Here is a 13,151-nt window from a genome sequence, read left to right as displayed (position 1 = left end):
CCGGTCGGACACGCTGCCGGGGGGTGCTTCAGAGTGGCTTCATCGCGGCAGGTGAGTGAGGGGTTCGGTACTGCGCTCTCTTATGAGCCAGACTCCGGGGCGGACCTCCAGGGCCGGTGGTTCGGCGGGGGGTGCGGAGTGCTCGGCGGCGGTGAGGTAGCGCAGGATGCGGCGGGCGGTGCGGTGGCCGTAGTCGAGCCAGCGGTTGTCGCCGAGCCGTTCGGCCGCCTCCGTGAAGCGGGTGAACCCCTGCAGCGCCTCGGGCAGCCGCCCGGCGGCCAGTTCGGCCAGGGCCAGCCCGCGCAGCGCGTCGGTACGGCACCGCTCGTCGCCCCCGGCGGTCCCGTCCGGCCCGGTGGGCTCCAGTGCCTGCCGGTACAGGGCCTCGGCCCCGGCCGGGTCCCCCGCGCTCAGCGCGCTGTCGGCGAGTCCCACCAGGGCCCGGCCGGCCTCGGCGCCGCCGGCGGCGAGGTCCGCGTACGCCAGGGCCTGCCGGTAGTGCGCGGCGGCTTCCTCGATACGGCGGCGCTGCCAGGCCAGATCGCCGAGCGAGCGTTCGACCCCGGCGAGCACGTCGGGGCGGCGGGCCCGGCGTCCGGCGTCCCGGGCCGCCCGCAGCAGCTCCGCCCAGGTGTCCCAGTGCCCGCTGGCCTCCAGGTAGCCGCTCGCCGCGTCCGCCAGCCGCCAGACCTGGGGCCACAGCCGGGCGGCATGGGCGTGTCCGGCGGCGGTGGTCAGGCCGGGCAGCGCCGTGCCGAACCAGGCGGCCGGGTCGCCGGCGACGATCCGGGCGGGGTCCAGCCAGCCGGGCATCGCCTCGGCCTCCGGTTCCCTCGCCGGCCCGCGGCCCGGGGCGAGCAGGCGGTCGGCGTGGCGGGCGAGCGCGGCGCAGGCGCCGGCCAGCCGTCGTACGGCTGCCCTGCGGCTCTCCGTCGGCTCCTCGGTGTGCAGCAGGTCCAGGGCGAGGGCGCGGGCCGGCGGAAGGCAGTCGTACCACGGCTCGGCCCCGCCGCCCTGCCGCCGGGGCAGCAGCAGGTGGAGTGCGGTGAGTTCGGCGGCCACGCCCGCGGCCTGGGTAGGGTCGGCGCCGAGCAGCGCGGCCAGGGTCCACAGCGGGAAGCCCTGGCGCGGGGCGAGCGCGCTGAGCCGGAAGGCCCGGCGGGCCGGTGCCGACAGCGGCCGGCAGGCGCCGAGCAGCCGGGCCCGGAGGTCGGGGCCCTGCGGATCCCGGGTGGGCAGGTCGAGCAGGGCTCCGGGGTCCGTGAGCGCGTCGGCGAGGGTCCGCAGGGACCAGTGCGGCCGCTCGGCCAGCCGCATCCCGGCGGCCCGCACGGCCGCCGGCAGCCCGCCGCAGGCCCGTACGACATCCCGCACGGCCTCGTCGTCACCGACTCCGCCCGCTCCGGTTCCGCGCTCGACCGCGCTCCCCGCGGGCTCGGCACCGGCACCGGGCTCGACGGTGCCGGAACCTGGCCCACCCGGGGCCGTGCCGGATGCGGAACCGGACCAGACGTACCCCGAGGCGTCGTCAGAACCCGCCCCGGTCCGACCCGGGCCACCGTCGAAGCCTGACCCGGCCTGACCCGAGCCACCGCCGAGGCCGATCCCCGCACCCCCCTCCGTGCCCGCCTCGAGTACCGCCCGCAGCAGGCGTTCCGCCTCACCCTGGGGGAGGGGGTCCACCGGCAGGTGGCGGGTTCCGCCGGGGCCGGTGAGGGTGTGACGGGTCGTCACCAGGAGGGTGGCGGCGGGGAGGAGCGCGGTGACGGTGGTGAGTTCCGCTTCCGCGTCGGAGCCGTCGAGTCCGTCCAGGACGAGCAGGCGGCGCGGCTCCCGCAGCGCCTCGGCGACCCGGTGCCGTATGTCCGCGTCCGCGCCGTCGGCCGCGCCGGGGTCGAGCGCGCGCAGGATCGCGCGGAGGGCGCGGCCGCTCCGGTCCTCCTGCGCCGCGACCGCCGCGAACACCGCGCCGCCGGGAAACGCACCGCCGTGCCGGTGGGCGAGTTCGAGGGCGACGGCGGTCTTCCCCACGCCGGCCGTCCCGGCGAGCAGGAGGACGGCCGGGCCGGCGGGGCCACCAGCGGTGAGCAGGCTGCCGGCCTCGGTCAGCAGCCGTTCCCGGCCGGTGAACTGCCGTGCGCGCTCCGGCAGTCGGGTCCTGGCGCCGGCGTTGCGGTCCGCCGCCGGGGCGGTGAGCAGGGCCGGGTCGGACCGCAGGATCCGCTGGTGCAGCCGACGCAGCCCGCGGCCGGGGTCGGTGCCGAGCTCGTCGGCGAGCATGCGGCGCAGCCTGTCGTACCGGTGCAGCGCCTCACCCTGCCGCCCGCAGCGGTAGAGGGCGACCATCAGATGGGCGTGGAAGACCTCGCGGTAGGGGTGTTCCGTGGTGAGCCCGAGGAGTTCGCCGACGAGCGCGGCGTGCCGCCCGAGCCGGAGTTCGGCGGCGATCCGGCGCTCCAGCACGGTGAGCCGCTGTTCCTCGAGCCGGACGGCCGCCGCGGACAGCAGCGGTCCCTGTGGCACCCCGGAGAAGGCGGGGCCCCGCCACAGCGCCAGCGCCCGGCCGAGCTGCCGTGCGGCGGTCGCGAAGTCCTCGGCGTCGTACGCCTCCTGGCCCTGCCCGGCCAGCCCGGCGAAGACCTCCAGGTCGGTGTCGCCGGGTGCGCTGTCCAGGCGGTAGCCCGGCGGCACGTGGAGCAGCAGCCGGGCGGCCGGGCCGGGGGCCGGGGGCTGGAGCGCGGTGCGCAGCTGGGAGACGTACACCTGGAGCACACCGGGCGCCGAGCGGGGCGGACCGTCGGGCCACACCTCGTCGATCAGGGTGCTGCTGGGCACGACCTCACGGGCGCGCAGCAGCAGGGTGGCGAGCACCGTGCGGACCTTTCCGGCCGTCGGAGTGGCCGGTTCGGCCTCCAGCGGCCCCAGCAGGCGGTAGCGGTTCATGTCCCCCGTGTCTCCTCGTTCTTCTCTGACTTCTCCCGTGCGTTCTCCAGATGTCCCGGGCGGCTCAGACGTCCTGGGCGACGGTCGTCCGGACGACCCCCACCTGGTGGGTGTGCTGGGTGAGCTGCACGTCGACGCGGAGCGCGGGCGGCCCGTCCGGGGTGCGGTACGGGGCACGGGCGCGCAGATCGAGCCGCAGGGGCAGGTCGGGTTCGGCGAATCCCAGGAAGCGGGCCTGCCACTCCGTCAGCACGCACGAGCCGGCGGGCAGGGACCGCTCGCGCTGGGCGAAGAGGACGGCGGCCTGCCGGGTGGCCTCCATCAGCACCAGGGAGGGGACGTGGTCGCCGACGCCGTTGATGTGGCGCAGGAGGCGGCCGGGGTGCGGGCGGACGTGTGCGGTCAGGGTGTCCGCGGTGTGGCGGACGCCGGTCAGCAGCACGTCGTGGGGGTCGGTACGGGCCACGTCGGCCGCCCCGACCGGCGCATCCGGCCCGTCCGCACCGGGTGAGGATGCGGCTGCTTCCCACCCGTCCAGTGCCCTGTCCCGTCCCTGGGCGCGGTGCAGGCGGTACACGCCCGGGGTGAGGAACACCAGCCGGGCGCTCGCGGTACCGCACGGGACGTCGTCCACGCGCAGTCCGGCCCGGCACAGCAGTCCGCGGGGCACCCCGCCCACGACGTCGACGGGGTCGACGCTCAGGTCCAGGTCGAGCTGGGCGGGCAGAGCACCGCGTCGCCAGGCGTCGGCGGGGTCGAGGGCGAGGTGGGCCTCGGCGAAGGCGGTCTCGCGGCGGGCCGGCACGTCGAAGTGCTGGTGGGCGACGAAGAGGGCCATCTTGCGCAGGATCTCGACGGGGACGCAGGGGTCGTGGCAGGGACCGGTGCCCTCGGCGAACGGCGGCGAGGGCTGGGGCAGCACGGTGGCGAGACCGAACTCCTGGCGGACCGGCCCGGCCGCGGCGGGCGCGTCCAGGGCGGGGCCGGGCCGGTGCACTAGGTGGTGCAGCGGCTCGGGTTCGCGGGCGATGACGGAGTCTGCGTGCATACCGGCAGTGTGGGCGCGGCCCGTTCCGTTCCCGCTCCGGCGCCGGGAAGCACGGCGGAGCGTTCCCGGTACTTCTTCGGAACAGGGCGGGGCGAGGGTGGAGTCACCGAGCCGGGCCCGGCCGTCGCCGGACCGGATGTCCGGCCCCCGCACGGGCTCCACCCGTGTGCCGGCCCCTGCCGGCCCCGCGCCGGCCACTTACGCCGGCCGTACCTCGGCCGTGTGCCCGCCCTGTCCCGTCCCTAGGAGGATCCGTGTTCAAGCGTGCCGTCATCGCCCTGGTGGCCGTCGCTGCCCTGCTGCCGTTCGCCGCCACCGCCCACGGGCACTCCCCGGCCGGGCACGGCGTGGTCGCCGACCCCGAGGTGGGCAACAGGACGCCGGGCAGCGCACCGTCGCTCGTCCTCGGCTGACCACGGCGCAGGCGCCCGGCGCACCGCCGTACCGCGGCCCGGGCGCCGCACGTACCCGTCAGCCGTACACGGGCCCTTCGGACCGAAGCCGTGCACCGGACCGCCGGCCGAAGCCGTCCTCGCAGGTCATCAGCGGTCCCTCAGCAGGTCGTCAGCAAGTCCTGAGCAACCCCCTCGGTACCCCCATCGCCTCGAAGTGCGCCCGGGCCAGTTCCCGGTCGGTGCGGGCGCGGCAGGTGTCGCCGAGGGCCTCGTGCGCGTCGGCCATGCCCTGCAGGGCGAGCGCCTCGCCCAGCCGCCGGCCGATGCCGGAGGCCAGGGTGTACGCCTTCTGGAAGTGGTCGAGCGCCTCCGCGAACTCGCCGCCCACGCGGTACACCAGCCCGGCGGCGGTGTGCACGCGCGAGGAGAGGAACGGCGAGCTCTCCATGCGATTCAGCCGCAGCGCCCGGTTGGCGTGTTCCCGGGCCTCCCGGTGGCGGCCCGCGAGGGCGAGGAGTTCGGCCGAGCGGGCGGCCAGCCGGGCCAGCCGGGGCCGGGTGCGGTGCCGGGCGACGAGGTGCTCGGCCCGGGCCAGCGCCGTGAGGCCCGCCTCCAGCCGGCCGAGACCGGCCTGGGCGTGGGCCACGTTGAGCAGCGCGTCCACCTCCAGGACCTCGTCCCCGGCGGCGCGGATCAGGGCGACGGCCTCGTCCGCGCAGCGAGCGGCCCGCTCGTAGTCGCCGAGGACACCGCTGGTCCAGCTGATGTTGAACAGAGCGATGCCGACCCGGCGTGGATCGCCGAGCACCCGATGCATCTCCGCGGCGCGTTCCAGCAGTTCGAGCCCCTGCTGGTACTCGCCCAGCTCACCGAGGATGACGCCGATGCCGCGCAGGCAGATCGCCTCGGTCTCGGTGTCGCCCACGCTCCGGGCCAGTTCCCTGTTCTGCCGGAAGGCCGCGATGCCTTCCTGGTAGCGGCTCAGCCCCCACAGCGCGATGCACAGCTCGGTCCGGATGTCCAGCAGCGGCCCGGTCTCACCCAGCGCACGGGCGAGGGCCACCCCGGTCTCGGCGACGTCCAGGTGGTCGTGCAGATTGCCGTTGACCGCGAGATACGCGCCGAGCGGCCGGACGAGGGGCAGGCCCTCCCGGGGCAGGCCGGTGTCGCGGGCCAGCCGGAGCAGCGCCACGAGGTTGCCGCGCTCTCGGTTGAACCAGTCGACCGCCTGCGCGGATCCGCTGAACCCGGTGCCGCCGTCGTCGAAGGTGTCGTTGTCGTCACCGTCACCGGCCCGCTCGTCCTGTCTCCGGTACAGGACCCGCTGGGCGGCGCGCACCCGCTCGCCGTAGTGCTTCAGGAGGCGCCGGCGGGCGTGGTGGTCCTCGGCGTGGGTGGTCTCGTCGGGCAGGGCACGGACGAAGCTGCGCACCAGGTCGTGGAAGCCGTACCGTTCGTCGGTGCGCTGTTCCAGCAGGTTGACGTCGACCAGCGCCTCCAGGTGCTCCTCGGCGGTGTAGTGGTCGGCGCCGAGGAGGGCGGCGGCCGCGGCGACGTCGAGGTCGTCGCCGGGGAAGAGCCCGAGCAGCCGGAAGACGCGTCTGCGTTCGGGCTGCATGGCGTCGTACGACAGCCGGATGCTGGACTCCACGCTGCGGTCGCCCTGGCTGAGTTCGGCGAGGGTGCGCTCCTGGTTGCGCAGCCGGCGCACGAGATGGCACAGGGTCCAGCGGGGCCGGTCGGCGAACCGTCCGGCGGCGATGCGCAGGGCGAGCGGCAGCCGCCCGCACAGGCCGATCAGTGCCTCGGCGGCGGCCGGGTCGGTGGCGAGGCGTTCGGCGCCGAGGGTGTGCACGAGCAGCGCCCGGCAGTCCTCGGGAGTGAGTTCGCCGACGGCTAGGGCGGCGACCCCGTCGAGTCCGGCGAGCCGGCTGCGGCTGGTCACCAGGACGAGGGAGTCGGCGGAGGACGGCAGCAGGGGTCTGACCTGGGCGGCGTCGGCGGCGTTGTCGAGGACGACGAGGAGCCGCAGGCCGGCGGTGGTGACCCGCCACAGCGCTATCCGGCTCAGCGGATCCTCGGGGATGCGCTCGCCGGGGATGCCGAGGGTACGCAGCAGTACTTCCAGCGCCCGTCCGGAGGCGAGGGGTTCGCGTCCGGGCGAGAAGCCGGCCAGGTCGATGTAGAGCTGGCCGTCGGGGTAGCGCTCGCGGACGCGGTGGGCGAAGTGCACGGCGAGCGCGGTCTTGCCGCTGCCGCCCATCCCCTCCAGCGAGACGATCTTCAGGTGTTCGCCGCTCTGGCCCTGGGTCCACTTCTCCAGCAGCCGCAGCTCCTCCTGGCGTCCGGTGAAGCCGGGCAGGTCGTACGGCAGGGAGTTCGGCGGTCCGCCCACAGGTACGGGCGCGGGCCGGAAGGCGTCGGCGCGGGCCTGTTCGGACAGCGAGGAACGCAGGCCCAGGGCGGGGCTGTTGCGCAGGATGTCCTCGTAGAGGCCGCTGAGTTCGCCGGAGGGGTCCACGCCGAGTTCGTCGGCGAGCCGGCGGCGGATGTCGGCGTAGGTCTCCAGGGCCTCGGCCTGCCGGGCCGAGCGGTACAGCGCGAGCATCAACTGGCCGCGCAGCCGCTCGTTCAGCGGATGGGCGGACACGAACCGTCTGAGGTCGGGGATGAGTTCGGAGCCGGCGCCCTGGTCGAGCCGGATCGCGTACAGCTGCTCGGCGGCGGTCGTCCGCTGGTCGTCGAGGGCGGTGGCGGCGCTCTGCACGACGAGCCCGCCGAGTCCGTCGAGGGCGGGGCCGCGCCACAGGCCTAGCGCCTCCTCCAGGAGTGCGGCGGTGCCCGCGCTGTCCCTGCCGCGGCCGTCGCGGGCCTGTCGCAGCAGGGCACGGAAGCGCAGCGAGTCCAGCTGGTCGTCGCCGACCGTCGTGCGGTAGCCGACGCCCTCGGTGCGGATGAGTGCCGCGCCGCCGGGTATTCGGCGGCGCAGTTCGGCGACGGTCTTGCGGATCTGCTGGGCGGCGGTGGCGGGCGGGTCCTCCTCCCAGACGGCCTCGGCGAGATGCGAGGCGGGCACGACCCGGTTCGGTTCCAGCAGCAGGGTGGCCAGCAGCCGCTGCTGTCTGAGGCCGCCCAGTTCCACGGGCCGGTCACCGACACGGACTTCCAGCGGCCCCAGCACGCGGAACACCGCTGGGCCCTGCTCCCCCGTTTGCGTCATGTTCTCCGTCTCCAGGTCCCGAGGGCCTGCATCGACCGGCAGGACTCGACGGCGGGGGGACATCGAGTCGTCGTGCGCCGGACGCACAGCGCTGTACGTCCAGGCGTGCCGGGACCGACACGCTCTGACACCCCCCGTGGATCCAGCCGACCCGCGTGTCACGGTCCGCGCGTGATCGTAACCTCAGCGCGACGGGGGAGGCCGGGGGCGCTTGCCACTTGGAAAAAGGTTTACCGGCAGCCTAGTTGCCCTTCTCCAACTCGTGGGGAAGACGGGAGGTTTCGCCGGGCCGCCGCGGCGCGGAGTGCCGCCACGCGGTCAGATCGGCGCCGAAGGTGCGGACGCGGGGCGGTAGTTCACCGGCCTGGCGCAGGGCGACGGCGGCGGACACGCCGGCTCCGGCGGGCACGGGCAGCAGCGCCCAGCGGTCGACCCGGGCGAGCGGGGTGCCGTAGCCCGGTCCGGGGCCCACGCAGATGGTGCCGCGGTCGGCCTCCAGGCCGTTGTGGCAGCCGCGCAGGTAAGCCTCCTTGCGGGTCCAGCAGTTGAGCAGGGCGGCGCCGCGGCGGCGGGGCGGCTGGACGGCGATGGCGAGCCGTTCGGCCGGGTGCAGTTGGGGCGCCAGGGCCTCGGCGTCGAGCAGTCCGGCGTCCCACGGCTCGCGTTCCTCGGCGGCGATGCCGACGGGGGCGGCGGCCAGGGCGCAGACCACGGTCTCGCCGGTGTGGTCGGTGGAGAAGTGCAGTCCCGGCATGTCGGGGAGCAGTTGCCTGCCGTGCCGTACGCGGCACTCGGCGCACCGCTCGCGCAGCGGGCGCACCTGCCGTGGCGGCAGTCCGGCGCAGGCGGCGAGCAGCAGCCGGAGGGTGACCTCGGCGAGCAGGACCCGGGGGCGCAGTCGGGGGTGCACCCCTCGGTCCAGACGTCGCACCACGTCCGGACCGAGGAGGTGCGCCGACCGTTCGGCCTCGGCGCACTGGCGGGGTGACACGCGCACCAGCCAGACGTCCACCTGCCCGGGAGGCGGGCAGTAACCGGACTCCGGCAGGGGTGCCGCCCGGGGGAAGAGCGGCGCCCGCCGCGCGGGCCTCGCGTCCGTCGTCGACGTCATGCGGCACCACCTCGCACCGAGAGTTCCCGAACAGGCCGGGAACCACTGTGCGTCCGGCTGCTGCAGAACGGCTTCAGCACGGCTCGCGGCGGTATCGCTTGGACCTCGGGCGCGTTCCCTGTTACATCTAGGGTATAACCTAGAGACCTTAGGGAAAGGGGCTCCCCATGGCCCGAGCCGGCCTCACCGCCGACCGTGTCGTCGCGGCCGCCGCCGAACTCGCCGACGAGGCGGGCTTCGAGAACGTCACCCTGTCCGCGCTGGCCCGCCGCTTCGGCGTGAAGGACGCGAGCCTGTACTCGCACGTCCGGGGCCTCGCGGACCTGCGGACCCGGCTCGCGCTGCACGCGGGCGGCGAGCTGATCGACCGGATCGCGGCGGCCGTGGCGGGCCGCGCGGGCAAGGACGCGCTGGCCGCCTTCGCCGGCGCCTACCGCGCCTACGCCCTGGAGCACCCCGGCCGGTACGCGGCCACCCAGATCCGCATCGACCAGTCCCTGCTCGCCGGCTCCCCGGCGATGCGCCGCACCGCCGAGATCACCCACGGCATGCTGCGCGCCTACGGCCTGCAGGAGCCCGACCTGACCGACGCCGTACGCCTGCTGCGCAGCACCTTCCACGGCTACTGCGCCCTGGAGTCCGCCGGCGGCTTCGGCGCGGACCGGGACGTACGGGCCTCCTGGGACAAGGCGATCGACGCCCTGCACCTGGCCCTCACCCACTGGCCCCGGGAGAAGAGGAACGATGACTGAACCGCTGCACTACGACGTCTCGGGCCGCGGTCCGGTGCTGCTGGTCCTGCCGGGCGGGGCCGGGCATCCGATGGGGCTCGGGCCGCTGACCGAGCGGCTGGCCGCGCACTTCACCGTGGTGACGTACGACCCGCTGGGCCTCGCCCACGGCCGGCTCGGCCTGCCGGTTGCCGGGCAGCGGGTGGCGGACTGGAGCGAGGGCGCGCACCGGGTGCTGGAGGCCGTGCTGCCGGAGGGCGCGTCCGCATATGTGTTCGGGACCAGCTCCGGCGGCATCACCGCCCTGGACCTGCTCGCCCGGCACCCGGGGCGGCTGGCGCACGTGGTCGCGCACGAGCCGCCGTGCGTGACGGTGCTGCCGGACGGACAGGAGCGGCGGGCCGAGCTGATCGGGCAGCTGGACGGCTCCGGACGCCCACCCGCGGAGGGCGAGTCGGCGACCCCGTTCGGCGTGTTCCTGGCCCGGGTGCTGCGCCCGTTCACGTCGTACATGCCGGCCTTCACCGCCGCACCGGGCACGCTCACGCTCGCCGCCGGCGCCGACTCGCGCGACGGGGTGCTGCACCGGACGGCCGTGTCGCTCGCCGAGCGGCTGGGCGGTGCGTTCACGGAGTTCCCGGGCGGGCACCTGGGCACGTTGGATCACCCGTCGGCGTTCGCGGACCTCCTCGCCGACACGCTGCGCTCCAGTCCGCAAACCTCGGCGTAGGTGGGGGTGGTGCCGCCCGGGGTGCGCCCGGCGGCGATGTCGGTCACCGCGTCCAGGGCCGCGCCGAGCGCCCGCCGGTAGAGCAGCGAGCCGAGGCTGATACGGCGCACGCCCAGGTCCGCGAGCTGGGCGACACTGGGCCCAGTGGGCGAGTAGAGAATGTTGAGCGGGGCGTCGAGGTGCCGGACGAGCCCGGCGATCCGCTGGGGGTCGGTCAGCCCGGGCACGAACACCCCGTCGGCACCGGCCTGTCGGTAGGCCTCCAGGCGGCGCAGGGTTTGCGTCCCGTCACCGTCGCCCAGCCAGCAGGTGTCCGTACGGGCGTTGACGAACATGCCGGGTACGGCGGCCTTCACGGCGGCGATCTTCGCGGCGTGCCGGTCCATGCGCCCCAGCCCGTCCTCCAGATTGATGCCGACCACGCCCACCGCCCACAACTCCCGTGCGAACTCCGCCACTTCGTCCGGATCGTCGGCGAAGCCGTCCTCGGCGTCGACCGACAGCAGCCAGGGCTCCGAGCCGAGGGTGAGGGCGAGGCGCAGGGTGTGCTCGCGGGTCGCGCCCCGACCGTCGGGCAGCCCCACGGCCGCCGCCACCGCGAGACTCGTCGTACCGATCGCGGGAAAGCCGCGGGCCGCGAGCGCGGCGGCCGAGGCATGGTCCCAGGCGTTGGGCAGGAGGAGCGGCTCGCCCGGGTGGTGGTGGAGCGCGGCGAAGGAGGTCACGGTGGGCTCTGCGGTCATACGGCCACGCTAGGCGCGGAACCGTTCGGCGACGGCCGAACGGTGCCGCGCTCTCCCTCTGGGCCCACGCACCCGTCCCCCGTCGCCACCCGTCTCACCGGCGCGTCACCGACCACGACGAGCCCGCGGATCGCCCGTCCGAACACTTGGCGCGCCCGTCCGCAGCGGTGAAGCCGAAGACGCGTTCCGCGCCGGACGCCCACCGGACGCTCACCTGGTACCCCTCCCCCACCCGCGCGGACACCAGTTCCGCGAGGGGGCGGGGGTCCGGCTCGCCGGTGAGCCGGGCGAGCGCCACGAACAGCGTGGCCTCGCCCGTCCCGGTCTCCCCCGTCATCTCCTGCGACAGGCCCGAGACGGGCAGGAGTTCGGCGCGCAGCCCGTCGGGGGCCGGCCAACCGGTGATCCGCACCGGTGTCCCGGGCTCGGCCCCGGCCACCAGATGGGCGCGCACCTCCACCGCGCCCTCGGCGAGAACGAGGCTGGTGACGGTGATCCCGTCGCGTACGGTGTGCCGGGAGGCGATCCAGCCCTCGCCCGTGCCGAGCGGTTCGATCCCGGTGCGGCTCGGATCGCCGCCGACGATCACGCTGTTGTCGTACGACGCCGCGGGCGCCGTCGCTGTCGAGTAGGCGAGCCGGGTGTAGTAGGGGTCGTAGCGGACGTCCTCGCTGCCGTGGTTGTGCAGCCGGACCAGCCCGTCCGAACGGGTGGACTGAAGCAGCCAGTTGGGGGCGCGGACGGGGCGCACCTCGTCGGCGCGGTCGGCCGGGCCCGGTTGCTCGGTCGCCGTCCACACCTCGTGCTCGGCAGGCAGCAACAGGCCGATAAACCCTTTACCGGCCCAGTACGGGGAGGCCGGTCCCGAGTAGTTCTGCACCAGTGACTCGTCGGGGCCGAGCCAGCCCAGCGGAAGCAGTCCGCGCTCGTCGACCGCGCCGCCGTCGAGGAAGTACCGCAGCGCACCGGAGGCCAGGCGCCGTGTCTCACCGGGGGCCAGGGGCGTCTGCCCGATCAGTGCGCCGAGCCAGAGCGGGGCGGTCGTCGCGAAACGGTAGGTGAGGGAGCGGCCCTGGCGCAGGGGCGCGCCGTCGCCGCCGAACAGCCGGGCGTGGTCGGCGAGGTGGCGCGACAGCCGTCCACCGTACATGGAGAGCAGTTCACTGTCGTCGGCCAGCCATGCGTGGAGAACCGTGTACAGGTGCATGGCCCAGCCGTTGTAGTAGTCGAACTTCCGGCCGTCGCCGTCGGTGTACCAGCCGTCGCCGAGGTACCAGCCCTCGATCCGTTCCAGACCGCGGTCGATCGCCTTGCGTGCCGCCTCCGGCCGGTGGCCGATCTCCGCCAGGAAGCCGCCGACGGTGACGGGGAACAACTCCCAGTTGCACGGCCAGGGTTCGGCGGTGAGCGCGTCCGCCAGCCAGTCGGCGGTGCGCTGCCGTACGGAGTCGTCGAGCCGGTCCCACAGCAGCGGCCGGGTCAGCCGCAGGGCGAGCGCGATCGACGCGGCCTCGACGAGCGGCTGGCCGCGGTCCTCGATGCGCGGCCAGACCCCGCCGGGCCCGGCCGCGAGGCCCTCGGCATAGCGGCCGAGCGCGGTCCCGTCGCGGCGGAAGGCGGCCAGCAGCAGCGTACGGGCGTACCCCTCCAGGCCGTCGGAGAGGTGCCCGGAGTGGCTCACATGGTCGCCGGGCAGGTGGTAGAGGGCGCGGTCGGGGGTGGCGTAGGGCTGGACGGCGGCCAGCAGGGCGTCGGCGGCGGCCTCCCAGTGGGCCCGGGTGTAACCGGTGTACGGACTCGACTCGCGTTCGTCGGCGGGCAGTTGGATCACGGCAGTGCTGTCCTTCCTGGCGGGGGCCTGGGGCGCCCCGGTTCCGGTCGGGACGCCCCAGGGGCTCATCCCACCCGCACGGAGCCCTCGGGCACCAGGTGCAGGTCGACCAGCGCGTCACGCAGTTCGTCCTGAAGCGGGTCGGGGACATCGGGGCGGGCCATGGTCATCCCCTCAGGCTGGGCAGCCACCCGGCCGCACAATACCGCCGCCGATCCTGTCATCCCGGTTTTCCGCAGGTCAGTCATGGCGCGGCGGGACGCTCACCAGCCGGACACCGGGGTCCGCCGGCGTTGCGCGTCGACTAGAAGACTCATGAAGATCTTGGTGAGGGGCTGTCCGGGCATAGGCCGGGCAGCCCCTGTTCGCTATGCGGTGGCCGGGGCGAGTTGCCAGCTG

The 13,151-nt window shown here is 75.1% G+C and carries 9 protein-coding genes; 3 read left to right on the top strand and 6 right to left on the bottom strand.

The genetic code is table 11. The annotated features are described in order from the left end of the window. Positions 1–39: 39 nt before the first annotated feature. Together ACWCQS_RS35305 and ACWCQS_RS35300 are read right to left on the bottom strand one after the other, a co-directional pair. Entirely contained in the window at positions 40–2,943 is a 2,904-nt protein-coding gene (locus ACWCQS_RS35305; RefSeq protein ID WP_451008248.1) for a BTAD domain-containing putative transcriptional regulator, read from the bottom strand. Between the two features lie 64 nt (positions 2,944–3,007). Beyond that, positions 3,008–3,991 (bottom strand): AfsA-related hotdog domain-containing protein, encoded by a 984-nt coding sequence (locus ACWCQS_RS35300; protein WP_451008247.1) that lies wholly within the window; start codon positions 3,989–3,991, stop codon positions 3,008–3,010. A gap of 254 nt (positions 3,992–4,245) precedes the next feature. Between ACWCQS_RS35300 and ACWCQS_RS35295 the strand changes: the two genes are divergently transcribed. After that, a complete protein-coding gene (locus ACWCQS_RS35295; protein ID WP_451008246.1) occupies positions 4,246–4,404 on the top strand; it encodes a hypothetical protein in 159 nt (52 codons plus the stop codon). A gap of 151 nt (positions 4,405–4,555) precedes the next feature. Here ACWCQS_RS35295 and ACWCQS_RS35290 read toward each other — a convergent pair whose 3' ends face one another. Further along, positions 4,556–7,606 (bottom strand): AfsR/SARP family transcriptional regulator, encoded by a 3,051-nt coding sequence (locus ACWCQS_RS35290; RefSeq protein WP_451008245.1) that lies wholly within the window; start codon positions 7,604–7,606, stop codon positions 4,556–4,558. Between the two features lie 241 nt (positions 7,607–7,847). Beyond that, positions 7,848–8,717: a 4'-phosphopantetheinyl transferase family protein gene (locus ACWCQS_RS35285; protein WP_451008244.1), complete on the bottom strand. Its 870-nt coding sequence runs from the start codon at positions 8,715–8,717 to the stop codon at positions 7,848–7,850. Positions 8,718–8,884: 167 nt separating this feature from the next. Here ACWCQS_RS35285 and ACWCQS_RS35280 point away from each other — a divergent pair, with 167 nt between their 5' ends. Then, complete coding sequence (locus ACWCQS_RS35280; RefSeq protein ID WP_451008243.1) at positions 8,885–9,469, top strand: TetR/AcrR family transcriptional regulator; 585 nt, start codon at positions 8,885–8,887, stop codon at positions 9,467–9,469. Next, complete coding sequence (locus ACWCQS_RS35275) at positions 9,462–10,178, top strand: alpha/beta fold hydrolase (RefSeq protein ID WP_451008242.1); 717 nt, start codon at positions 9,462–9,464, stop codon at positions 10,176–10,178. Before ACWCQS_RS35280 ends, ACWCQS_RS35275 begins: the two co-directional genes overlap by 8 nt. Here ACWCQS_RS35275 and ACWCQS_RS35270 read toward each other — a convergent pair. Together ACWCQS_RS35270 and ACWCQS_RS35265 are read right to left on the bottom strand one after the other, a co-directional pair. Next, positions 10,112–10,921: an isocitrate lyase/PEP mutase family protein gene (locus ACWCQS_RS35270; protein WP_451008241.1), complete on the bottom strand. Its 810-nt coding sequence runs from the start codon at positions 10,919–10,921 to the stop codon at positions 10,112–10,114. The genes ACWCQS_RS35275 and ACWCQS_RS35270 overlap by 67 nt on opposite strands. Before the next feature lie 94 nt (positions 10,922–11,015). After that, entirely contained in the window at positions 11,016–12,749 is a 1,734-nt protein-coding gene (locus ACWCQS_RS35265) for a DUF2264 domain-containing protein (RefSeq protein WP_451008354.1), read from the bottom strand. Positions 12,750–13,151: the final 402 nt, after the last annotated feature.

Source organism: Streptomyces sp. NPDC002076 (assembly GCF_053593835.1).
Note: the sequence above shows the minus strand (reverse complement) of the source record. Positions and strands in the feature narration are given on the sequence as shown.

Bases quoted from the DNA above. Each gene is read 5' to 3' on its own strand.
- ACWCQS_RS35305 (WP_451008248.1), bottom strand. From the start codon at position 2,943: ATGAACCGCTACCGCCTGCTGGGGCCGCTGGAGGCCGAACCGGCCACT.
- ACWCQS_RS35300 (WP_451008247.1), bottom strand. From the start codon at position 3,991: ATGCACGCAGACTCCGTCATCGCCCGCGAACCCGAGCCGCTGCACCAC.
- ACWCQS_RS35290 (WP_451008245.1), bottom strand. From the start codon at position 7,606: ATGACGCAAACGGGGGAGCAGGGCCCAGCGGTGTTCCGCGTGCTGGGG.
- ACWCQS_RS35285 (WP_451008244.1), bottom strand. From the start codon at position 8,717: ATGACGTCGACGACGGACGCGAGGCCCGCGCGGCGGGCGCCGCTCTTC.
- ACWCQS_RS35280 (WP_451008243.1), top strand. From the start codon at position 8,885: ATGGCCCGAGCCGGCCTCACCGCCGACCGTGTCGTCGCGGCCGCCGCC.
- ACWCQS_RS35275 (WP_451008242.1), top strand. From the start codon at position 9,462: ATGACTGAACCGCTGCACTACGACGTCTCGGGCCGCGGTCCGGTGCTG.
- ACWCQS_RS35270 (WP_451008241.1), bottom strand. From the start codon at position 10,921: ATGACCGCAGAGCCCACCGTGACCTCCTTCGCCGCGCTCCACCACCAC.